We start from the raw sequence: 20,481 nt of genomic DNA, 5'->3' as shown, positions 1-20,481 counted from the left end.
CAGGGAGCGGTCAGGCTGTCAGGGAGCGGGTCAGACCGGCAGGAGCGGTCAGGCCGGCAGGAGCGGTCAGGCGCGCCGCGGATCGCTCCTCCGACGAGACGGGCACGTCGAGAGCCGCGATGACGCGGCGGGCCACGTCGGCCCAGGGACGTGCGGCCACCACCGGGACACCCGCCTCGGCGGCCTGCGCGGCGAGCCGCTCACCGTGGAGGACGCTCACCCGGGCGCGGTGGCGCTGCTCGCCGTGATCGGGTTCACGATGCCGGTAGTTCTCCACGAGCCGATCCTCGTCCGGCTCACGGATGACCACCGCGGCGACCCTCCCGGCGGCGGGGACGCCGGCGAAGCTGTCGCGCAGGGCGAAGGCGGGCAACAGGTAGTCCCCTTCGACGATCACCGGGGTGTCGGTCTCCAGATGGTTGCCCACGACGGCGTCCACGGCCGGGATGAGCACCTCCGCGATGGCCATCTGCAGGTCGACGATGTCGGCCGGGGCGAGCCGGGCAGCGGCTTCGGGATGAGTCCGCCAGTAGTGCAGGAGTGGCTGCTGGCTCGGAGTGGTCATGGCCTGCAGGGCCTCGACGAGATCGTCCACCTCGACGATGGGGGTCCCGTAGTGCCGTGCCAGCGGATAGCTGACCCGGCTCTTCCCTGCGCCGGAGGCCCCGCAGAGCAACAGCACGCGCCAGGCCGGACGCCCATCCGGTGAGCTCATCCCGTCCGGTGTCACGTCGGGAACAGCGCGGCCCATGTTTACCCCTCTCATCTGCGGACACTAAGTATTCCTGCACGAAGAGAACTTCGCGTAAGAGGGAGGAATCACACCATGGGTGCTGACGACAAGCTCTCCAACAAGGCCGAAGAGCTCAAGGGCAAGCTCAAGGAAGGCGCCGGTCGCGCCACCGACGACGAGAGCTTGGAAGCCGAGGGCAGGGCCGACCAGGCGGAGAGCAACCTCAAGCAGGCGGGGGAAAAGGCGAAGGACGGCATGAAGAAGGTCAAGGACGCCTTCAAGAGCTGACCACCGTCCGGACCGACCGGACCTGCGGCGGAGGCCCCGATTTCCGGGGCCTCCGTCGTTTCACGCCCCTTTCAAGGCCGTGGAAAGGCTCAGGACGCCGGTCCCACCTCGGGTTCGGGAGCGCGCTTGCCTGACTCCTCCCCGGTAGCCGCCGAGTCGGTCCCGGCGGAACTGCGCGCGTCGTCGGGGTCGGCCAGAAGCGGGCGCTCGGGGAAGGAGGTGTCGGCCCCCGACCTCTCCGCCACGACCCGGCTCTCCCCATCGACGCCTCGCGGGGCCGCGGGCGGCGGGCTCTCCGGTGAGGGGTCGGATCCATCCGTCTTCTCGTTCACTGCACGGTGCTCGGTCATGACACCCCCTCTCCCCGACAAAAGTCTAAATATGTCGCCCACCAGGCATGGAGTCAGACAACCGGGTACAGAATCCCCTGGAGGAAGGAGCACCATCATGACGGTGACGCGATTTCAGGATCTCCCCCTCGCCGACCGCGAGCGGCACTGGGACGGAGACGCGGCGGAGAAGCGCGTCCGCGCGTGGGCGGGAGCCGAGGATGAGCCCAACGCGAAGTACCGCGACGCGCATGTCTGGTACGACGGCGATGACCCTGACAAGTTCGAGAGCCACAAGCTGCTGATCGCCGATGTGATCGACGGGAGGCTCAAGGCGGTGCCACATGCCGTCATGGCCGCCGGAGCGGTCATGCAAGGAGCGCGGGGCGGGGTCGACGTGCCCGATGAGGACGTCGACCGCATCAAATCCCACCTGGCCAAGTACTACGCCAAGATGGGCGACACCGCTCCCTGGGATCGCTGATCGGCATGCCACGCTTCGGCTTCGCGATCGATCCGACCTGGAGGCTTCCCCTCCGGTTGATCGGGGTGACGCCCGAGCGGGCCTTCGCCCTGGTCGAGAACGGCGGGCTCACGGTGCGTTTCGGGCCCTGGCTGCTGCGCACGCCCGTGTCCAACGTCGCCGGCACCACCATGACCGGTCCCTACACGGCGTGGAAGGTGATCGGCCCGCATCTTTCGCTGGCCGACCGGGGAGTGAGCTTCGGGACCAACACCCGGCGCGGCGTCTGCGTCCGTTTCCACACCCCGGTGCCCGCACTCGCCCCGGGTGGGTTCCTCACCCACCCGGGTGCAACCCTCACGCTCGCCGATTCCGAAGGACTGGCCAAGGCAATCGAACGTTCTCAGGGCACATGACGGGAGGGCTCCCGGGTACAGGGGGATCCTTATCGAAGGAGGAGAAGATGAATCCCGAAGGACAGCCGGAGGAGATGTCCGAAAGAGGCAAGCCGATGGTTCGGGCGACACCGCGTGACGTGGTGTACATCCGCTTGGGCTCGTTCGGGCTGATACCGATCGCCATCCTCGGCGTGTTCGGCTTCGCCACCGGCCTCACTTGGTTGATCGTCGCCATGGCCGTGCTCGCGGTGATCGTGATCGTGTTCATCACCCTCGCGGTCCGCCGCCAGTCACACCGACCGGATGCCACCACCGAAGAAGCGGGCTGAGGGATTCGATGATCCGGCGGCGGCTCCGGGAGGCGGGGACCCCCTCGGAGCCGCCTGGATCGGAAATTCCTGACCTGGAAAACGCCCCGTGTCGGGAGTCCGGCCGTGGACCCGGCCCGCGGGCCCTATGAACCGGTTCACGAGACGGCGTCGACGGCCTCGGGTGAAAGTATGTGGTCGAGGACCATGTGGGCGCAGCCGACGATGCCCGCGCCGGGGCCGAGACGGCTGCGCTCGATCCGCAGGTTGCGGGTGGACAGGGCGGTCGAGCGGCGGTGGACGACCTCGCGCACGCCCGACACCATGGGCTGGAAGGTCTCGGCCACGTCGCCGCCGAGGACGACCACGGCGGGGTTGAGCAGGTTGACCGCGCTGGCGACGACCTCCCCGAGCATCCGGGCGGCGTTGCGGACCACGGTCATGGTCTCGGCGTCGCCTGCCCGTACCAGGCTCACCACGTCGGTCAGGTTCTTGACCTCGTGTCCCCGGGCGCGCAGGTCGCGCAGGATGGCGGTGCCGCTGGCGACCGAGTCGACGCAGTCGATGTTGCCGCAGCGGCACAGCACTCCCCCGCCGTCACGGACCGGGATGTGCCCGATCTCCCCGGCCGCGCCGAGCGCGCCGCGCAGGATCTCGCCTCCCGCGATGACACCGGAGCCGATCCGGGTGGAGACCTTGATGAACAGCAGGTCGTCGGCCTCGCCCGCGTAGACCGCGCGGTGCTCGCCGATCGCGATGACGTTCACGTCGTTGTCGAGGAAGACCGGGACCGGGAAACGCTCGGCGATGATCGGCGGGATGGCGACGCCGGTCCAGTTCGCCATGATGCGGGCGCTCTCGGTACGGCCGGCCGCGAACTCGACCGTGGCGGGGACGCCCAGGCCGACACCGCGTACCTGGGAGAGCGGCCGGTCATCGAGCAGCTCGCTCCAGGTGTCCATGACCAGCGGAAGGACGACGTCCGGGCCCTCCTCCACGTCGACGGCCAGTGTCCTGCCCGTCAGCTCGGATCCGGCGAGGTCGCAGACGGCGATCTGCGCGCGGCTCGCACCCAGCGAGGCGACCAGCACGACGCCGCCGGAGGCGTTGAAGACCAGACGTGTGGGCGGCCGGCCGCCGGTGGAGGGACCCTCGCTGTCTTCCACGACGAGGCCGCGGTCCAGCAGTTCGGTGACGCGCAGGGAGACGGCGGGCCGGGACAGGCCGGTGACGCGCCCTATGTCCGCGCGCGTGACAGCTTCACCGGTGCGGATGAGGCGAAGCACCTCACCGCTGGTGGCGAGCGCGGCAGCGGGACGTCGAGGCATCGGCCAAGTGAATCACACCCACTTAGGAAATGAAAACTTCGACCTTTCTCATCTCAGATTACAAAACTCCGCTTGTGCGGAGCGCAAGATATGACTACTGTCCTATCTATCCCCAATTTCGGTAGATCACTATGGAGCACACCCCATGTCCGAGACACCGCAATCCGCCGACCTGATCGTCTTCGGTGGCACAGGCGACCTCTCCATGCGGAAACTCCTACCGGCGCTCTACCACTGCGACCGTGACGGCCGCCTCTCCCCCGAGACCCGCATAATCGCGATGTCCCGCGGCGGGCTCGACGACGCCGACTTCCGCGGCAAGGTGGACGCCGAGGTGCGGGATTCCGTGCCGGTGGACGATCTGGACACCTGGCAGCGTTTCCTCGGCCGCCTGCACCACGTGTCGGTCGACATCGGCGGCGAGGACATGACGGGCTGGGCGAAGATCACCGAACTGCTCGCCGGGCACGAGCAGCGGGATCGGGTGTTCTACCTGGCCAGCCCGCCGATGACGTTCGGCCCGTTCTGCCGGGAGTTGAACCGCGCCGGTCTGGTGACGCCCGCCTCACGGGTGGTGCTGGAGAAGCCGCTCGGCCGCGACCTGGCCAGTGCCCAACGCATCAACGACGAGGTCGGCGCCATCTTCGACGAGCGGCAGATCTACCGCATCGACCACTACCTGGGCAAGGAGACGGTCCAGAACCTGCTCGTCCTGCGGTTCGCCAACGCGTTCCTGGAGCCGATCTGGAACTCCCTGTGGATCGACCACGTCCAGATCACCGCCTCCGAGACCGTGGGCACGCCGGGTCGCCGCGGCTACTACGACCACGCGGGCGCGCTGCGCGACATGGTGCAGAACCACCTGCTCCAGCTGCTCTGCCTGGTGGCGATGGAGCCGCCGTCGCGCAACGACCGCGAGTCGATCCGTGACGAGAAGGTCAAGGTCCTGGAGTCGCTGCGACCGATCACCGGCGGCGAGGTGGACCGTTTCACCGTCCGCGGCCAGTACACCGCCGGCGAGTCGGGCGGCGTGCCGGTCCCGGGCTATCTGGACGAGCCCGACAACACCGCGCCGACCGAGGCCTCTCGCCAGGTGGAGACCTTCGCCGCGATCCGCGCCGAGGTGAAGAACTGGCGCTGGGCGGGTGTGCCGTTCTACCTGCGCACCGGCAAGCGCATGCCGTACCGGCGCTCGGAGATCGTGGTGCAGTTCAAGGACGTGCCCCACTCGATCTTCCCGGGCAGCGCGCCCAACCGCCTGGTCCTGCGGCTGCAGCCGAGCGAGGGCATCGAGCTGCACATCATGGCCAAGGAGCCGGGTGCGGGCGAGGTGGCGCTCAAGCCGGTCCCGCTCAGCCTGAGCTTCGCCGAGACCTTCACCACCCGGGTGCCCGAGGCCTACGAGCGGCTGCTCATGGACGTCCTGACCGGCAACCCGACCCTGTTCATGCGCCGCGACGAGGTGGAGGCCGCCTGGCGGTTCATCGACCCGATCCTGCGCGAATGGGAGTCGTGGGGCACGCCGCCCGAGCCGTACCCGGCGGGCTCCCCGGGCCCGGCCGGAGCCCACGAGCTCGTCCTGCGCAGCGGGCGCTTCTGGCACGAGGAGGACCCCGCATGAGTAGCGAGCACGCGGACCGCACAGACCGCACAGACAACGCAGGCCGACCCGGCGACGCGGGCCGAGCAGGACACGCAGACCGACCCGACAACGATGGAGGAGGCCGGGTGAACCCCGTCATCCAGGAGATCACCGACCGCCTGATCGAGCGCAGCCGCGCCAGCCGTACCGCCTATCTGGCACGGCTCGACGCCGAAGCCGAGGCCGCCCGCCGGCGCGGACCGGCCCGGGCCAGTCTGGGCTGCGCCAACCTGGCTCACGGCTTCGCGGCCGCGGAAGAGGACGACAAGCGGCATCTGCGGGCCGGTGTCAAGCCGGGCGTGGCGATCGTGTCGAGCTACAACGACATGCTGTCGGCGCACCAGCCGTACGAGACCTATCCGCCGATCCTCAAGGCGGCCGTCCGCCAGGCGGGCGGCGTCGCGCAGTTCGCCGGCGGCGTGCCCGCCATGTGCGACGGCATCACGCAGGGCCGCGCGGGGATGGAGCTGTCGCTCTACAGCCGCGAGGTCATCGCGATGGCCACCGCGATCGCCCTCTCGCACGACATGTTCGACACCTCTCTCCTGCTCGGCGTCTGCGACAAGATCGTGCCGGGCCTGCTGATCGGGGCGCTGCACTTCGGCCACCTGCCGGCGGTGTTCGTGCCGGCCGGGCCGATGGCCTCCGGCCTGCCCAACAAGCTCAAGGCCCGCACCCGGCAGCTGTTCGCCGAGGGCAAGGTCGGCAAGGGCGAGCTGCTCGACGCCGAGTCGAAGTCCTACCACTCCCCCGGCACCTGCACCTTCTACGGCACCGCCAACTCCAACCAGGTCATGATCGAGGTCATGGGCCTGCACCTGCCGGGCTCGACCTTCGTCAACCCGCGCACCGAGCTGCGCGAGGCCCTGACCAAGGCCGCGGGCAGGCGGGCGGTCGAACTGACCGCGCACGGCGAGGAGTACACGCCCGTGGGCCGGGTGGTCGACGAGAAGGCGATCATCAACGCCTGCGTGGCGTTGCTGGCCACCGGCGGTTCGACCAACCACACCATGCACATCGTCGCGATCGCCGCGGCCGCCGGCATCGACCTGCTCTGGGACGACCTGGCCGCGCTGTCGAAGGTGGTGCCACTGCTGACCCGCATGTACCCCAACGGGCAGGCGGATGTGAACCACTTCCACGCCGCCGGCGGCATGCAGGTGCTCATCGGCGACCTGCTGGACGCCGGGCTGCTCCACGGCGACGTGCTGACGATCGCCGGTCGCGGGCTGGACCACTACCGCTCCTCCGTCGAGCTCAAGGACGGCGAGCTGGTCTGGGAGGAGCGCACCGGCGGCAGCGCCGACCCGGACGTGCTGCGCCCGGTCTCGAACGCCTTCTCCCCCGACGGGGGCATCCACATGCTCGACGGCAACCTCGGCCGCGCGGTCAGCAAGGTCTCCGCGGTCAAGGACGAGCATCTGATCGTGGAGGCCCCGGCGAAGGTCTTCGACGACCAACTGGAGCTGCTGCGCGCCTTCGAGGCGGGCGAGCTGGACGGGCAGGACTTCGTGGCGGTCATCCGCTACCAGGGGCCGAGCGCCAACGGCATGCCCGAGCTGCACAAGCTCACCCCGCCGCTGTCGGTGCTGCTGGATCGGGGACAACGGGTGGCGATCGTCACCGACGGCCGCATGTCCGGTGCCTCGGGCAAGGTCCCGGCCGCCATCCACCTGTCGCCCGAGGCCGCCCACGGCGGTCCGATCGCGCTGGTCCAGGAGGGCGACCCGATCCGTCTCGACTCCACCGCGGGCACCCTGGAGCTGCTGGTCCCGGCCGAGGAGCTGGCCGCCCGCACGCCGCAGGGGGCGCCGCTCACCGACGCCCAGTGGGTGGGCACCGGCCGCGAGCTGTTCGCCGCGTTCCGCCGTACGGCGGGCCCCGCGGAGCGCGGCGCCGGGATCTTCGCCCTGAACGGCCGCGCCGAGAGCGAGGAGGCCCGATGAGCCTTCCCTGGCTCGTCGCCGACATCGGCGGCACCAACGCGCGGTTCGGACTGGTCATGGAGCCGGGCGGGCAGCCGGAGGCGGTGGCCGTACTGGCCGGCGCGGATCACGACGGGCTTCCCGAAGCCGTAGCCGCCTATCTCGCAGAACATGCGGGCGGAGTTCAGCCGGGAGCGGCCTGCATCGCGATCGCCGGTCCGGTCGAGGGCGACCGTTATCGGCTCACCAACGCCGGATGGTCCGGTTCGGTGCGCGACCTGGGCATCCCGAACGCCGAGCTGCTCAACGACTTCGAGGCCCTGGCGGCGTCCCTGCCGCACCTGAGCGGCGGCGATCTGGTCTCGCTGGGCGGACCGGAGCCCTCTCGCGGGGTCAAGGCCGTGCTGGGCCCGGGAACCGGGCTGGGCGTGGGCGGCCTGGTACCCGCGGGCCGGGGCTGGGTGCCGATCCCCGGTGAGGGCGGCCATGTCACCATGCCGGTCCTGGACGAGCGGGATCACGCGATCGTCCAGGCGCTGCGCGCGGACGGCCTGCAGCACGTGGTGGCCGAGCACCTGCTGTCGGGGCCGGGGCTGACCCGGCTGCACCGCGGGCTCGCGCTGGTGCGTGGTGTGGACGCGCCGCGGCTGTCGGCCTCGGACATCGTGGCCCGGCTGGACGACTCGCTGTGCGCGGAGACCGTGGAGGTCTTCTGCGGCATGCTCGGCACCTTCGCCGGGAACGTCGCGCTGACCCTGGGCGCCCGTGGCGGCGTCTATCTGGGCGGCGGCGTGCTGCCCCGTATCGTGGAGCGGGTCCGCGCCAGCGACTTCCGCCGCCGGTTCGAGGCCACCCCGACGTTGAACGACTACCTGTCCGCCATCACCACGGCCCTGATCGTGGCCCCCCAGCCCGCGCTGGTCGGCGCGGCGGCCTGGTTGAACCAGCGCCTGTCGAATATGGAGTACGCATGAGTCTGCTGGACATCGCCCCGGTCATCCCGGTCGTCGTGATCGACGACCTGGAGGCCGCGGTGCCCATGGCGCGCGCCCTGGTGGCGGGGGGTCTGCCGGTCATCGAGGTGACCCTCCGCACGGCCGACGCCCTGAAGGCCGTCGAGCGGATCGCCGCCGAGGTGCCCGAAGCGGTGATCGGCGCCGGAACCATCCGCACCCCGGCCGATGTGGCGGCCTCCGTGGCGGCCGGCGCCGGGTTCCTGGTCAGCCCGGGCAGCACGCCGAAGCTGGTGGACGCCATGGAGGCGAGCGGCGTGCCGTTCCTGCCCGGTGTGGCGACGGCGTCGGAGGTCCTGGCGCTGGCCGAGCGTGGGCTGACGGAGATGAAGTTCTTCCCGGCCGAGGCCGCCGGAGGGCTCCCGTACCTGAAGTCGCTCGGCGGCCCGCTGCCCGACGTGCGATTCTGCCCGACGGGCGGGATCAAGCTCACCACGGCTCCCGACTATCTCGCGCTGCCGAACGTCGGCTGCGTGGGCGGAAGCTGGCTCACCCCCGCCGACGCGCTGGCCACCGGTGACTACGCCCGGATCGAGAAGCTGGCCGCCGAGGCGGCCGCGCTCCGCTAGAACCGCTTTTCCGGCAGTCGCCGCAGATCACCGGGAGCCTCGCGGGTGGGCCGCCTCCTCCCTTGGTCCGCCCGCGGCCATGAGTCACCGCGACCCGGTGTGATGCTCATGGGACCCGGCCCGTGGTCGCCTTACCCGGCGGCCACGGGCCTTTCCCGTACTGGTCTTCTGTGCCGATCTTCTGTGCTGATCGGTTCCGTCGCGTGGCGGGCCCGCGTCCGCCGCGCTCTCAGATGCGGGCCGCCCGGCAGGCGAGTTGCAGGGCCAGGCGCTGCTGGGGGTCGTCGAGATCGGCGCGCAGGAGGTCCTCGATGCGCCGGATCCGCTGGCTGACCGCGTTGCGGTGCAGGTGAAGCTCCTCGGCGACGCGTGCGGGCGAGCCCTGGTGGTCGAGGTAGGACTGCAGGGTCCGCACCAGCGGCTCGGCTCGCTTGGGGCCGAGGGCCAGCAGCGGGGCGAGGAGCTCCTGCACGGCCTGGCGGGCGGCGTCGGATGAGTACCATTCCACGAGCATGCGATCGAGGCCGGCCACGTCGTAGGCGGTGACCGGGGAGGTCGCGGCCGGACTGCGGAGCAGCGCCGTACGTGCTTCGAGTGCCGAGGCGCGCAGGCCGAGTGGACCGCGATGCGCACCGCTGACCCCGCAGCGCAGGTCCGCGCCGGGGAAGCGGTCGCGAAGGCGCGACAGCAGCCGTTCGGCGGCGACGACGGCGGCCCGCAGGCCCTCCCTGCCGGGGTCGAGCTGCTGGGTGCGGATGATGATCAACGCGTCGTCGGCGCGGGCCGGATGCCAGTCGGGGCCGCCGCCCGACCGCAGCAGGCGCGCCGCGACGGGTTCGGCGGCGTCGAGTACGGCGTAGCGGTCCGGGCCGGTCAGCGCGGTGGGCTCCACGCGGAGCGCGATGTGCCAGGAGTCGACGGCGAGCCCGAGGGCACGTGCGCGGGTGGCGAGCCGGAACGCCTGCTCCTCGGGGGCGACCAGCAGCTCGGTCAGCAGCTGCGAGCGTGAGCGCACCGGGTGGTCGTCGGCGTGACCGGCGGCGGCGGCGAGGGCGGCGACGTCGAGGACCAGCCGTACGGCGAGGGCGAGATGACCCCCCGGCGCCCCGGGGCGCGCCGCGCCGCCGCCCGGTTCCCCGGGCCGGTTCTCGAGATCACCGCGCAGATCCGCTTCCCCGCAGTCGCCGCGAAGCCCGCCCGGCGCGTCCGGCCCGCCGGGGAACTCGTCCGGCGCGTGCGCGGAGAAGGCGGAGAAGGGGGGCGCGGAGAAGGCGGAGAAGGTCGTGCCGTCTGTGCGGACGGGGACGCCGAGTGATCGGGACGCCGCGGTCGCGATCCGGTCCGGGTCGCCGCCCGCCCGCAGGACGGCCGAGGCCGCCGCCTCCGCCCGGACCAGCGCGTCGGCCGCCGAGCCGGACAGGGCGCGCTCGGCCGCCACGGCCAGCTCGGCGAGATCTCCGGTGAAGGCGAGCAGGGCCAGGCCGCCCCGCTCGGCCAGGGCCGTCGCGGTGACGGGCAACGGACCGTCGAAGGAGGTGAGCACCAGGGCGACTGCCGAGGCGGCGGCGGCGTCGCGAATGGCGACGTCCAGGCGGTAGCCCGCGGCCTGCCGGGTGGCGGCGCCGGTCAGCACGATCACCGAACCGGGCGGTTGGCCGGCCAGGTCGCGCAGGTCCTCCGCCAGCCGGACGCGGCCGACCCGCCGGGCGCCCAGCGGACCGGCCAGATGCCGGAGTCCGTCGAGGCCGGGAGCGCTCAACAGGCGGTCTATCACCTTCCCAGTGTGCCAGGGTCACATTTTTCCGGCTAACCGTGTTCTCCCAGCACAGGGAGCATGCGGAGGGTTGTCCATAGCCTTTCGGTGTGGACATCGACATCGAGTTGCTTCCCGCGTACGCGCGCGGCTGCGCCGTCCTGGGATCGGGCGGCGGCGGGTCGGTGGCGATGATGCGGGCGGTGGCCCAGCAGGCGCTGGAGGAGCACGGCCCGGTCCGCGTCGTGCAGCCGGAGGAGCTGGATCCGGACGTTCTCGTCATGCCCTGCGGCAGCGCGGGCACCTCCGCGGTACAGCTCGAGCGGATCGGCGGCAGGGGCGAGCCGGCCTATCTGCGCGCCGAGGTCGAGAAGTCGCACGGCGGCCGGGTCGGGGCGCTGATGCCGAGTGAGATCGGCGGGGCCAACGGATGCGTCGCCGTGGCGTGGGCGGCCTATCTCGGACTGCCGCTGGTGGACGCCGACGGCATGGGCCGGGCCTTCCCCCGCATGGATCAGACGGCGATGGAGCTGCACGGGATCAGCCCCACGCCCGCCGTCCTGTGCGACGAACGCGGCCGGACCGTGGTGATCGACCACGTGGACGGACGCTGGCTGGAGCGCCTGGTGCGGGTGTCGCTGGAGGCCTTCGGCGGTCAGGTCGCCTCCAGCGAATACGTGCTGCGCGCCGGCCAGGTCCGGACCTGCACCGTCACCGGCTCGGTCACCCGCGCGGTCGAGATCGGGGAGAACCTTCCCGGCCCTCTGGTCACCGGGAAGGTCACCGCGGTGGAGGACGGCTCGATCCTCGTCGAAGGGCTGGGGCCGGACGCCGGACGGCTCGTCCGGATCGAGGCGCAGAGCGAATACCTCGCGGTCTTCGAGGACGGCCGCCTGCTGGCCGCCGTCCCGGACGTCATCGCGCTGCTGGACACCAGGGGCGGGGAGACCGTCCAGGTCGAGCAGCTCCGGTACGGCCTGCGCGTCGGCGTCGTGCATCTGGAGTGCGCCCCCGTCTGGCGGACTCCCGCCGGGCTCCGGCTCGGCGGCCCGGAGGCCTTCGGCCTGTCGGGTCTTCCCCGGCCTCCCCTGCCGTGCGACCCGGCGGCACCACCGGCGGCACCTTCATCGGGGCGCTCATCGGGGCGGTCATCGGCACCGTCGTCGGCACCGTCGTCGAGGCCGGAGGCGCAGAGATGAACGTCGGCGTGGACGTGGGCCCCACCAACACCGACGCCGCCGCCCTGGACGACACCGGAGCCGTGCTGGCCACGGTCAAGGTGGGCTCGGTCCACGGCGACCCGGTGGCCGGCGTGGTCGCGGCCCTGACGGCGCTCGCGAAGCTCACCGAGCCCGGGGAGACGCTCTTGGAGCTCACCGAACTCACCGCGCCCAGGGAGTCCGGGGCCTTCGGCCCGACCGGCTTCGGCGGGGGCGCCCGGGTCGCCGTCGGGCTGCGCGGAGCCGCCACCGCGGTCGCCGGGCGCACCGGGCTCTGCCGGGTCGCGGCGCTGCGGATCGGCGGTCCCGCCGCTCAGGCGGTCCGGCCGTTCTTCGGCTGGCCCGCCGACCTGCTGACGGCGGTCGGGGCGGACGCGGAGATCGTCGACGGCGGCGGCGGGCTGGGCCCCGAGCACTGGACCCCGCTCGACCGCGAGGCGGTCGCGCGATTCGCGGCTCGGGTGGCGGGGCGGGTCGAGGCCGTCGCCGTGACCGGCGTGTTCGCGCCCGTCGACGGAGGCCAGGAGCACGAGGCCGCGGAGATCATCCGCGCCGAGCTCGGGCCGTTGCCGATCTCCCTCTCCGCCGACCTGGGCTCCCTGGGGCTGATCGAGCGGGAGAACGCGACGATCCTGGACGCGGCGCTCTCCCGCTTCGCCCGGGAGACGGCCGAACGGCTGGCCCTCGCCCTTCCCCGCGCGACGGTCTTCGTGACCCGGGGCGACGGCACACTGATGAGCCTGGAGTATCTGGCCCGGCATCCCGGGCTCAGCCTGGGCAGCGGGCCCGCCAGCACGCTGCGCGGCGCGGGGATGCTGACCGGCCTGCGGGACGCGGTGGTCGTCGACGTGGGCGCGAGCCGGATCCGCGTGGGGGTGCTGGCCGGGGGCTTCCCCGAGGAGACCGCGCGGGGAGCCGACATCGGCGGCGTCCCGGTGGGTTTCCGCATCCCGGAGCTGATCCGGGTGCCCCGCGCCCCGGACGACGGCCTCACGGAGCTGGCCGAGGCGGTGGACCGGCTGCAGCCGGGCGTCGACCGGCTGCCGGTGGTCATGGTGGGCGGCGGGGCGCCCGCCGTAGCGGACGGAATGCTGGGAGTCCCGGACGTGCGGCGGCCCGAGCACGGCCGGACGGCCGGGGCGATCGGCGCGGCGACCAGCCCGGTCGGCGGGCAGTGCGAGCGGATCGTCCGGCTGCAGGAGCGGGACCGGCTCGCCGAGGCGCTCGACGCCGTCGTCGAGGAGGCGCGGGCGCACGCGGTGCGCGCCGGAGCCGACCCCCGGCACATCGAGATCGTCGAGACCGGCGCCTCCCCGCTGCCCTACCTGCCCGGCCCGTTCCTCAGGCTCCGCGCCCGGGCGGCCGGTCCGCCCTCACGACTGTGACAACCCCCCTGGAAAGGCCCTGAAATGATCGATGAGGACTACCCGCTGGAGCGGGTCCCGCAAGAGGCCCGCTACTCGTGGTTCAACGTGGCCGTACAGCGCTTCGGCCAGCTGTCGGACCTGACGCAGTTCCTGCTCGGCGCGACGCTGGGCGCGGGACTGTCGTTCTGGGGAGCGTTCTGGGCCTTCACGCTCGGCTCGGTGATCCTGGAGGTCGTCTGCATCTTCGTCGGCATCGCCGGGATGCGCGAGGGCCTGTCGACCTCCGTGCTGGCCCGCTGGACCGGGTTCGGCCGGTACGGCTCGACGCTGATCGGCGTGATCATCACGCTGAGCCTGTTCGGCTGGTTCGGCGTGCAGACCGCGGTCTTCGCGGCGGGCCTGCACGCCATCATGGACGGCATCCCCCTGTGGGCCTGGTCGCTCATCGCCGGGCTCGGCGTGACCGCCCTGGTCCTGCGGGGATTTCGGGCGATGGGCTGGACGGCCTTCGTCACCGTGCCCGCCTTCCTCGGGCTGGCCGGCTGGGCCATGTGGGTGGAGGTCTCCCGGCACAGCCTCGGTGAGCTGATCTCCTCGGCGCCGTTCGGCACGCCGATCACGATCGCGACCGGCGCGACGATCGTGGCCGGCTCCTACATCGTCGGCGCGGTGACCACCCCGGACATGACCCGGTTCAACCGCAACACCGCCGACGTGGTCAAGCAGACGCTGGTCGGCATCTCCCTCGGCGAGTACGTGCTCGGCCTGGCCGGGGTGCTCCTCGCCTACGCCGTCAAGACCTCCGACATCATCGCGATCATCACCGCCTCCTCGGGCGTCGTCGGCGTCGTCATCCTGGTCTCGGCCACCGTGAAGATCAACAACTGGAACCTGTACTCGGCCACGCTCGGGCTGATGAACGCCGTGGAGTCCACGGTCGGCCTGCGGCTCAACCGGGTCGCCGTCACCGTCGGAATCGGCCTGCTGGGCAGCATCGCCGCCGCCGCCGGAATCCTGGACGCCTTCGCCGGCTTCCTGTTCGTCCTCGGCGTCGTCACCCCGCCGATCGCCGGGATCATGGTCGCCGAATACTTCGTGGTCAAGCGCTGGCGTCCCGTCCTGGACGCCTCCCGGGAGCTCGGGCGGCTGCCCCAGACCGAGCCCGCCTGGGTGCCCGCCACCCTCCTGATCTGGTCGGCCTCGGCCCTGGTCGGCTGGCTGAGCGACGTCTACGGGTGGATCGGCATCCCCGCGCTCAACTCGCTCGTCCTGGCCGGGCTCGGCTACGTCGCGGCCGGGAAGCTCGGCCTGGTCCGGGGAACGCGGGAACTGCCCGTCGAACAGCCCGCCGTACACGCCTGAAAGTCACCGCCGTACACGCCTGGAAGTCATCCGGAAGAGAGCATGATGCGCATCGGAATCGATGTCGGCGGCACCAACACCGACGCCGCCCTCCTCGGCGACGCCGGCGAGGTGCTGGCCGCCGTCAAGTCCCCCACCACGGCGGACGTCACCTCCGGCGTCGCGGGGGCGATCACCGCCCTCGGCGCCGTCGACGCCTCCGCCGTGATGATCGGCACCACCCATTTCGTCAACGCGCTCGTGGAGGCCTCCCGCCTGGAGCCGGTCGCCGCCGTACGGCTCGGCCTGCCCGCCACGGCCGCGCTGCCCCCGATGGTCGACTGGCCCTCCCGGCTGCGCGAGGTCGTCAGGGGGCAGAGTTACCTGTGCCACGGCGGCCACGAGTACGACGGCACCCCCGTCTCCGAGCTCGACCCCGAGGAGCTGAGGCGGGTCGCGGCCGACATCTCGGCCCGGGGTCTTCGCTCGGTGGCGATCTCCTCGGTCTTCTCCCCGGTCAGCGGGGAGTTCGAGCTGCGGGCCGCGGAGATCCTCGCCGCCGAGCTCGGCCCGGAGGTCCACCTGTCGCTCTCCCACGAGATCGGCCGGATCGGCTTGCTGGCCAGGGAGAACGCCACCATCGTCAACGCCGCCCTGCGGCCGCTCGCCGAGCACATCGCCGGCGCGTTCGAGGACGCGCTGAAGACCGCGGGCATCGTCGCCCCGCTCTTCCTGTCGCAGAACGACGGGACGCTGATGGACGCACGGCAGGCGCAGCGCTACCCGGTGGCGACGTTCGCCTCGGGGCCGACCAACTCGATGCGGGGCGCGGCGTACCTGTCCGGGCTCACCGACTGCGCCGTGGTCGACATCGGCGGCACCACCACCGACGTGGGCATCCTGGTCGGCGGTTTCCCCCGGGAAGCCTCGGGCGAGGCGGAGCTGGCCGGGGTGCGGACCAACTTCCGCATCCCGGACGTGCTGTCGCTCGGCATCGGCGGCGGTTCGCTCATCGGCCCGGACGGCTCGGCCGGACCGCGCAGCGTCGGCTACCGGCTCACCGAGGAGGCCCTGGTCTTCGGCGGCTCCACCCTGACCGCCACCGATCTGGCGGTGGCCGCCGGGTACGCCGAGATCGGCGACCCCTCGCTCGTCGCGCATCTCGACCCGCGCGCCGCGCTGGCGGCGATCGCCGAGCGCGTCGCCGAGACCGTGGACCGGATGCGGACCTCGGCCGCACCGCTGCCCGTCGTCGCCGTCGGCGGCGGCAGCGTCCTCATCCCCGACGGCCCGCCCGGTTTCGACGAGGTCCGCCGTCCCGGCCACTTCGCCGTCGCCAACGCCGTCGGCGCGGCCATCGCGCAGGTCGGCGGCGAGGTGGACCAGGTCTTCTCCGGAGCCCGCGAGGCCATGCTGGACGAGGCCCGCGACGAGGCGGTCTCCCGTGCCGAGCGGGCCGGCGCCCGCACCGGCGGCGTGCGGATCGTCGAGGTGGAGGAGATCCCCCTGGCCTACCTGCCCGGCGGTGCGACCCGCGTCCGTGTCAAAGCGGTCGGCGACCTGGACCTGGAGAAGATCAATGCGTGAACTCGGAGCCGACCAGCTCGACGACCTCGCCCGCGGCGCCGGAATCCTCGGCACCGGCGGCGGGGGCGACCCCTACATCGGCAAGCTTCTGGCCCGCGAGGCGATCCTCGCCCACGGCCCGGTGACCGTCCTGGACATCGACGAGGTGCCGTATGACGCCACCGTCGTGCCGATCTCCGGCATGGGCGCGCCGACCGTGCTGCTGGAGAAGCTCCCGGCGGGCACCGAGGAGCTCACCGCCCTGCGCGCGCTGGAGGCGGTGCTCGGCCGGCGGGCCACCCACATCGTCCCGATCGAGATCGGCGGCGTGAACTCCATGATCCCGATCGCCGCCGCCGCTCAGGCCGGGCTGCCGCTGGTCGACGGGGACGCGATGGGGCGAGCCTTCCCCGAGGCCCAGATGGTGCTGCCCACGCTGATCGGCGTCTCGACCACCCCGATGGCCCTCGCCGACGACAAGGGCAACACCCTGGTCGTCGACGCGGTCTCCAACCGGTGGTCGGAGAGGATCGCCCGCGCGGCCTGCGTGGAGATGGGCTGCCAGGTCTCCTGCGCCGACACCGTGCTCCGCGGCGACCAGCTGCGCGACGGGCTGGTTCCGGCGACGCTCACGCTGGCCGAGGACCTGGGCCGCGCCGTACGGCTGGCCCGGACCGAGCACGCCGACCCGGTGGACGCGGCCAGGCGGCTGCTGGGCGGCGTGCGTCTGCTCGCCGGCAAGGTCGTGGACGTGGAGCGCCGCACCACCGGCGGCTTCGCCCGGGGCCGCGCACGGCTGGAGAGCCCGGACGGCGCCCTTGAGCTGAGCTTCCAGAACGAGCATCTGCTGGCCGTACGCGACGGCGTGATCGTCGCCACCACTCCCGACCTGATCTGCGTGCTGGACACCGACACCGGTGAACCGGTCACCACCGAGGCCATGCGGTACGGCCTGCGCGTCACGGTGATCGCGGCTCCCTGCGACCCCCGATGGCTCACTCCCGGTGGCCTGGCGCTCGCCGGGCCGCGTTACTTCGGCTATGACTGCGATCACGTGCCGCTGTCCGGCGCGGGGTCGGTCCCGGAAAAGGTGGAGTGATCCGCCGCGGTCCCCTAACCTGTGAGGACGAGGGGAGTACTTCCCAAGAGCCGGCCCGGTCAATACGGACGCCCTGCGGCGTCCCCGGGCGGTCGCCCGCGAGGTGCGGGTGAAGGAGACCTCGAATGGCCGAGCGCATTCGAGGAGCCCCCATGCTCGCAGACACATCACCCCACATCTCCGACGGGGTTCTCCCCGGCCCGCCCCGGCCCGGGGAGACCTCCGGCACCGGTCGCCACCGGCCGCTGCCGTGGTGACCGGCCAGAGGTCCGCCGAGGACCTGAACTATCCCCCGGGGTCGCTGGTGCTGCTCGCGGGACTTCCCGGCGCGGGCAAGAGCACCCTGCTGGACCGGCTGTACGGGCTGCGCGGCGACGAGCGGGAACCGGTCCGGGCCGGCGAGGTATGGGTGATCGACTCGCGACAGTCCCGCAACTGGTGGGCGCGCTACCTCGGCCCGATCCCGCCGCGGATCCGCACCCCGATCGTGCACGCCACCCACGTGTCGAGGATCGCGCGGGCGTTGTTACGCGGGCACGGCGTCGTCGCGCACACCCGGGGCACCTGGCCGCACATCCTGTACGGCTTCGCCTGGCTGGCCCGCCGGGTCGGCAGCGAGGTCCATCTGATCCTGCTCGATGTGGATCCGCAGACCGCACGCGCCGGACAGCTCTCCCGCGGCAGGGTCGTCACCGCCGCCGGCTTCGCCCGGCACTGCCGGCGCTGGCGGGTGCTCGTCGGCCGTGCCCGCAGCGGCGCGCTCCCCCCGGCCGCGGGCGTCGTCGTGCTGGACCGGCCGGCCTCGGACCTGCTGCGCGCCATCCGCTTCGACGGGGACGAAGTCACTGACACCGAGACGAGCTGACGCCGAGACGAGCGGTGAGGGTGTGGAACCGGTCCATCAGCAACGAACGGTGGACCTTGGTGGACCGGGACCTGGTGGACGTGCCGTACGAGATTCGGTCCACGGCCGGCGACACGAGCAACCACTGACTCGACGTCCCCGGACAGTCGAGGCAGCTCGGCCTGGCCATGCACATCTACGCCTGCGACCACAGCCTCGCCCAGCGATTCCTGTGAACCGCGTCCGTCCGCGCCCGGCGCGATCAGGGCGCCGCCCCGGGCGCGGACGGGCGAGCCGTTCCCCGGATGAAGAAGGACATCGGCGTGCGCACGGCCGGGAACGAGAAGCGCTCCAAAGCGGTGATGGTGAACCCGGCCTGCCGGATCGCCGCCGCGCTGTCGCGGCCGGTGTGACAGCCACCGGCCAGGCGCGGCCAGACGGTGGCGTCCAGCAGATCCTGCACTCGAACGAGTCCGGCCGAGTCGGCGCGCACATGCTCCAGGAACCGCAGCTGCCCGCCCCTGCCCAGCACCCGGCGCATCTGTCTCAGCGCCGCGTGCGGGTCGGGCAGCGAGCACAACACCAGTGAGGCCACCGCGGCGTCGAAGACGCCGTCGGCGGCCGGCAGGTGCTCGGCCAGGCCGTCGCTCACCTCGATCGGGATCGGCGCCCGCTCGGCCGCCGCGCGGGCCAGGCGGCGCAACCGCGGCTCCGGCTCGATCGCGAGCACGCGCGTGACGGTGGGCGGGTAGTGGGCGAAGTTCAACCCGTTTCCGGCGCCCACCTCGATCACCTGCCCGCACAGGCCCGCCAGCAGTGCCCGGCGATGTTCGGCCAGCCCTCGATCTTCCACGACCCGGCTGATTCGGGCGTAAAAGCGGGCGAAGATCGGATGGTTGACACCCGTGGCGGCCATGGTGTCCTTCTTCCCGCTCGTCGCCGCTTCACCGGGTGACCGGCGGATCGGCCAGGTCACGGGCCACCCGGCGCGGGCGTCGTCGCGCGGATCTGCCGCCTACCGTCGGGTGGAGACCCTCAGATCGGCCAGGATCGCGCGGTGGTCGCTGACCGTTCTCGGCAGCACCCGGCTGTCGAGGGCCGTGAACCCGCGGGTGAGCACGTGATCCAGGCGGACGGCCGGCAGGACCGCCGGCCAGGTGAACTGCAGGCCGGTGCCGGCCTGCTCCGACACGGGCGACAGGAGTGCGGTGAGGCGGCTCAGCTCCCGGTCGGTGCTGGCGGTGTTCAGATCGCCGACGACGATGATCCGGGAGCTGGGGTCTCCCTGGAGCGCGCGGGCCAGGGCCTCCACCTCGGCGTTGCGGTTGGCGATGAAGGACGGCCGGTCGGGGCGGAAGGACGCCAGGTGCACCGCGTAGAAGCTGACCTCGCCCTGCGGCGTGTGGATGATCGCATGCCGTGAGCGCACCACCCCGGGCACGGGCTGCGGCCGGCCGTCGAAGGGATACCTGCTCCACACCGCCACACCCGGGTTGTCGGGAAACCGGTAGGGATAGCCGGGGTCGATCTCCTTGGCGAAGGCGGGGTCGACCGTTCCGTTCTGCAGCACCGGGTCGTCGGGGACCTCCGCCGCCACGAGGATGTCCGCGCCGGCGGACCGCAGAGCCCGGGCGGTCCTCGGCAGGTCGCCGTTGGCGTAGTTGACGTTCTGGTGGACCACGCGCAGGTCCCGCGGCCCGGCGCCGGCTTCGCGGACGAACGCGGGCCCGAACAGCAGCACCCACGTCATGGCCGGGATCAAGGCCCCCGCCAGAGCGAGTCGTGACCACCGGACGAGCGCGGCCACCGCCAGGACGGGGACCGCGAGGCCGAGCCACGGCAGGCCGCTGTCGAGCGTGTTACCCATCCCCCGCCAGTTGGGCAGCAGCCGGTGCCCGGCCAGGACGAAGGCGACCAGGGCTCCCGCGGCCGCTGTCAGCCCGCCCGGAAACCGCGACCACATGATGACGAGAGATCCTTTCGGCCGCTGCGGGTTCCGGCGCCCTTCACCGCGGTAGTCCATCACAGCGCCGGCGGATGCGGTGCGGAGACAGGCGACGCAGGGAGCCGTCATGCCCGCGCCGGGCCGATGACTTTACCGTCGGCCGACGATGTCCTCCACACTGCCCTCCACACCGTCCTCCACACGGGCGGGGTGGACGCGGGCGGCGGCGCCGGTGACGAGAACCGTCCCTACCATGGTGACTCCTGAGGGCCGGGTTAGACTCCGGCCGCATGGAGCGCCGCTTTCGGAGAACACGCGAGCCCCCGCTCCGGGCAGTGACACGGAAGGAC

Annotated in this window: 20 protein-coding genes; 14 read left to right on the top strand and 6 right to left on the bottom strand. The window is 72.1% G+C overall.

Annotated features, from left to right (window positions below; all coding sequences use genetic code 11):
• Positions 1–10 precede the first annotated feature (10 nt).
• Complete coding sequence (locus tag ACQPYK_RS17570; protein WP_433256477.1) at positions 11–751, bottom strand: hypothetical protein; 741 nt, start codon at positions 749–751, stop codon at positions 11–13.
• Positions 752–826: 75 nt separating this feature from the next.
• On the opposite strand from ACQPYK_RS17570, the gene ACQPYK_RS17565 reads away from it, so the two are divergent.
• A complete protein-coding gene (locus tag ACQPYK_RS17565; RefSeq protein WP_433256476.1) occupies positions 827–1,021 on the top strand; it encodes a CsbD family protein in 195 nt (64 codons plus the stop codon).
• An 89-nt stretch (positions 1,022–1,110) separates the two neighbouring features.
• Here ACQPYK_RS17565 and ACQPYK_RS17560 read toward each other — a convergent pair whose 3' ends face one another.
• Positions 1,111–1,371, bottom strand: coding sequence for a hypothetical protein (locus tag ACQPYK_RS17560; RefSeq protein WP_433256474.1), 261 nt, complete (start codon positions 1,369–1,371; stop codon positions 1,111–1,113).
• Positions 1,372–1,468: 97 nt separating this feature from the next.
• Between ACQPYK_RS17560 and ACQPYK_RS17555 the strand changes: the two genes are divergently transcribed.
• From ACQPYK_RS17555 to ACQPYK_RS17545, 3 genes are read left to right on the top strand one after another with little or no spacing between them, the layout of a single operon-like run.
• On the top strand, positions 1,469–1,834 hold the full coding sequence (locus ACQPYK_RS17555) for a hypothetical protein (RefSeq protein ID WP_433256473.1): 366 nt from the start codon (positions 1,469–1,471) through the stop codon (positions 1,832–1,834).
• Between the two features lie 5 nt (positions 1,835–1,839).
• Positions 1,840–2,229, top strand: coding sequence for a hypothetical protein (locus ACQPYK_RS17550; RefSeq protein WP_433256471.1), 390 nt, complete (start codon positions 1,840–1,842; stop codon positions 2,227–2,229).
• A complete protein-coding gene (locus ACQPYK_RS17545; protein WP_433256470.1) occupies positions 2,226–2,540 on the top strand; it encodes a hypothetical protein in 315 nt (104 codons plus the stop codon). Before ACQPYK_RS17550 ends, ACQPYK_RS17545 begins: the two co-directional genes overlap by 4 nt.
• A gap of 137 nt (positions 2,541–2,677) precedes the next feature.
• On the opposite strand, the gene ACQPYK_RS17540 is transcribed toward ACQPYK_RS17545, so the two are convergent.
• The gene (locus ACQPYK_RS17540) at positions 2,678–3,847 is read right to left on the bottom strand and encodes an ROK family protein (protein WP_433256468.1); all 1,170 of its coding nucleotides are present in this window, start codon (positions 3,845–3,847) and stop codon (positions 2,678–2,680) included.
• A 145-nt stretch (positions 3,848–3,992) separates the two neighbouring features.
• Between ACQPYK_RS17540 and zwf the strand changes: the two genes are divergently transcribed.
• The 4 genes from zwf (at position 3,993) to eda (ending at position 8,996) form a co-directional block, all read left to right on the top strand.
• Positions 3,993–5,468, top strand: coding sequence for a glucose-6-phosphate dehydrogenase (zwf, locus tag ACQPYK_RS17535; protein ID WP_433256467.1), 1,476 nt, complete (start codon positions 3,993–3,995; stop codon positions 5,466–5,468).
• A 107-nt stretch (positions 5,469–5,575) separates the two neighbouring features.
• The gene (gene edd, locus ACQPYK_RS17530) at positions 5,576–7,435 is read left to right on the top strand and encodes a phosphogluconate dehydratase (protein ID WP_433256466.1); all 1,860 of its coding nucleotides are present in this window, start codon (positions 5,576–5,578) and stop codon (positions 7,433–7,435) included.
• On the top strand, positions 7,432–8,388 hold the full coding sequence (glk, locus tag ACQPYK_RS17525; RefSeq protein ID WP_433256464.1) for a glucokinase: 957 nt from the start codon (positions 7,432–7,434) through the stop codon (positions 8,386–8,388). The genes edd and glk overlap by 4 nt, the downstream gene beginning before the upstream one ends.
• Positions 8,385–8,996, top strand: coding sequence for a bifunctional 4-hydroxy-2-oxoglutarate aldolase/2-dehydro-3-deoxy-phosphogluconate aldolase (gene eda, locus ACQPYK_RS17520; protein WP_433256463.1), 612 nt, complete (start codon positions 8,385–8,387; stop codon positions 8,994–8,996). The genes glk and eda overlap by 4 nt, the downstream gene beginning before the upstream one ends.
• Positions 8,997–9,225: 229 nt before the next feature.
• On the opposite strand, the gene ACQPYK_RS17515 is transcribed toward eda, so the two are convergent.
• Positions 9,226–10,770: a PucR family transcriptional regulator gene (locus ACQPYK_RS17515; protein ID WP_433256462.1), complete on the bottom strand. Its 1,545-nt coding sequence runs from the start codon at positions 10,768–10,770 to the stop codon at positions 9,226–9,228.
• 89 nt (positions 10,771–10,859) lie between these two features.
• On the opposite strand from ACQPYK_RS17515, the gene ACQPYK_RS17510 reads away from it, so the two are divergent.
• The 6 genes from ACQPYK_RS17510 to ACQPYK_RS17485 all read left to right on the top strand — a co-directional run bounded on the left by ACQPYK_RS17510 (position 10,860) and on the right by ACQPYK_RS17485 (position 18,207).
• Positions 10,860–11,948 carry a DUF917 domain-containing protein gene (locus tag ACQPYK_RS17510; protein WP_433256460.1) on the top strand — a complete coding sequence of 363 codons (1,089 nt, stop codon included), beginning with the start codon at positions 10,860–10,862 and terminating at the stop codon, positions 11,946–11,948.
• On the top strand, positions 11,843–13,354 hold the full coding sequence (locus ACQPYK_RS17505; RefSeq protein ID WP_433256459.1) for a hydantoinase/oxoprolinase N-terminal domain-containing protein: 1,512 nt from the start codon (positions 11,843–11,845) through the stop codon (positions 13,352–13,354). Before ACQPYK_RS17510 ends, ACQPYK_RS17505 begins: the two co-directional genes overlap by 106 nt.
• A 24-nt stretch (positions 13,355–13,378) precedes the next feature.
• Positions 13,379–14,698: a purine-cytosine permease family protein gene (locus tag ACQPYK_RS17500; protein WP_433256457.1), complete on the top strand. Its 1,320-nt coding sequence runs from the start codon at positions 13,379–13,381 to the stop codon at positions 14,696–14,698.
• 42 nt (positions 14,699–14,740) lie between these two features.
• On the top strand, positions 14,741–16,264 hold the full coding sequence (locus ACQPYK_RS17495) for a hydantoinase/oxoprolinase N-terminal domain-containing protein (protein WP_433256455.1): 1,524 nt from the start codon (positions 14,741–14,743) through the stop codon (positions 16,262–16,264).
• The gene (locus ACQPYK_RS17490) at positions 16,257–17,342 is read left to right on the top strand and encodes a DUF917 domain-containing protein (protein ID WP_433256454.1); all 1,086 of its coding nucleotides are present in this window, start codon (positions 16,257–16,259) and stop codon (positions 17,340–17,342) included. The genes ACQPYK_RS17495 and ACQPYK_RS17490 overlap by 8 nt, the downstream gene beginning before the upstream one ends.
• A gap of 253 nt (positions 17,343–17,595) precedes the next feature.
• Positions 17,596–18,207, top strand: coding sequence for an AAA family ATPase (locus ACQPYK_RS17485; protein ID WP_433256452.1), 612 nt, complete (start codon positions 17,596–17,598; stop codon positions 18,205–18,207).
• A gap of 241 nt (positions 18,208–18,448) precedes the next feature.
• Here ACQPYK_RS17485 and ACQPYK_RS17480 read toward each other — a convergent pair whose 3' ends face one another.
• Together ACQPYK_RS17480 and ACQPYK_RS17475 are read right to left on the bottom strand one after the other, a co-directional pair.
• Positions 18,449–19,102 (bottom strand): class I SAM-dependent methyltransferase, encoded by a 654-nt coding sequence (locus ACQPYK_RS17480; RefSeq protein WP_433256451.1) that lies wholly within the window; start codon positions 19,100–19,102, stop codon positions 18,449–18,451.
• Positions 19,103–19,201: 99 nt separating this feature from the next.
• Positions 19,202–20,149, bottom strand: coding sequence for an endonuclease/exonuclease/phosphatase family protein (locus ACQPYK_RS17475; protein ID WP_433256449.1), 948 nt, complete (start codon positions 20,147–20,149; stop codon positions 19,202–19,204).
• Positions 20,150–20,481: the final 332 nt, after the last annotated feature.

Source organism: Streptosporangium sp. CA-135522, from assembly GCF_050949235.1.
Lineage (GTDB): Bacteria > Actinomycetota > Actinomycetes > Streptosporangiales > Streptosporangiaceae > Streptosporangium.
The sequence above is the reverse complement of the archived record's forward strand: the minus strand, read 5'-3'. Positions and strand labels throughout refer to the sequence as shown.

Bases quoted from the DNA above. Each gene is read 5' to 3' on its own strand.
- ACQPYK_RS17565 (WP_433256476.1), top strand. From the start codon at position 827: ATGGGTGCTGACGACAAGCTCTCCAACAAGGCCGAAGAGCTCAAGGGC.
- ACQPYK_RS17550 (WP_433256471.1), top strand. From the start codon at position 1,840: ATGCCACGCTTCGGCTTCGCGATCGATCCGACCTGGAGGCTTCCCCTC.
- zwf (WP_433256467.1), top strand. From the start codon at position 3,993: ATGTCCGAGACACCGCAATCCGCCGACCTGATCGTCTTCGGTGGCACA.
- ACQPYK_RS17560 (WP_433256474.1), bottom strand. From the start codon at position 1,371: ATGACCGAGCACCGTGCAGTGAACGAGAAGACGGATGGATCCGACCCC.
- ACQPYK_RS17545 (WP_433256470.1), top strand. From the start codon at position 2,226: ATGACGGGAGGGCTCCCGGGTACAGGGGGATCCTTATCGAAGGAGGAG.
- ACQPYK_RS17540 (WP_433256468.1), bottom strand. From the start codon at position 3,847: ATGCCTCGACGTCCCGCTGCCGCGCTCGCCACCAGCGGTGAGGTGCTT.
- eda (WP_433256463.1), top strand. From the start codon at position 8,385: ATGAGTCTGCTGGACATCGCCCCGGTCATCCCGGTCGTCGTGATCGAC.
- ACQPYK_RS17480 (WP_433256451.1), bottom strand. From the start codon at position 19,102: ATGGCCGCCACGGGTGTCAACCATCCGATCTTCGCCCGCTTTTACGCC.
- ACQPYK_RS17500 (WP_433256457.1), top strand. From the start codon at position 13,379: ATGATCGATGAGGACTACCCGCTGGAGCGGGTCCCGCAAGAGGCCCGC.
- ACQPYK_RS17490 (WP_433256454.1), top strand. From the start codon at position 16,257: ATGCGTGAACTCGGAGCCGACCAGCTCGACGACCTCGCCCGCGGCGCC.
- ACQPYK_RS17555 (WP_433256473.1), top strand. From the start codon at position 1,469: ATGACGGTGACGCGATTTCAGGATCTCCCCCTCGCCGACCGCGAGCGG.
- ACQPYK_RS17495 (WP_433256455.1), top strand. From the start codon at position 14,741: ATGATGCGCATCGGAATCGATGTCGGCGGCACCAACACCGACGCCGCC.
- glk (WP_433256464.1), top strand. From the start codon at position 7,432: ATGAGCCTTCCCTGGCTCGTCGCCGACATCGGCGGCACCAACGCGCGG.
- ACQPYK_RS17475 (WP_433256449.1), bottom strand. From the start codon at position 20,149: ATGTGGTCGCGGTTTCCGGGCGGGCTGACAGCGGCCGCGGGAGCCCTG.
- ACQPYK_RS17570 (WP_433256477.1), bottom strand. From the start codon at position 751: ATGGGCCGCGCTGTTCCCGACGTGACACCGGACGGGATGAGCTCACCG.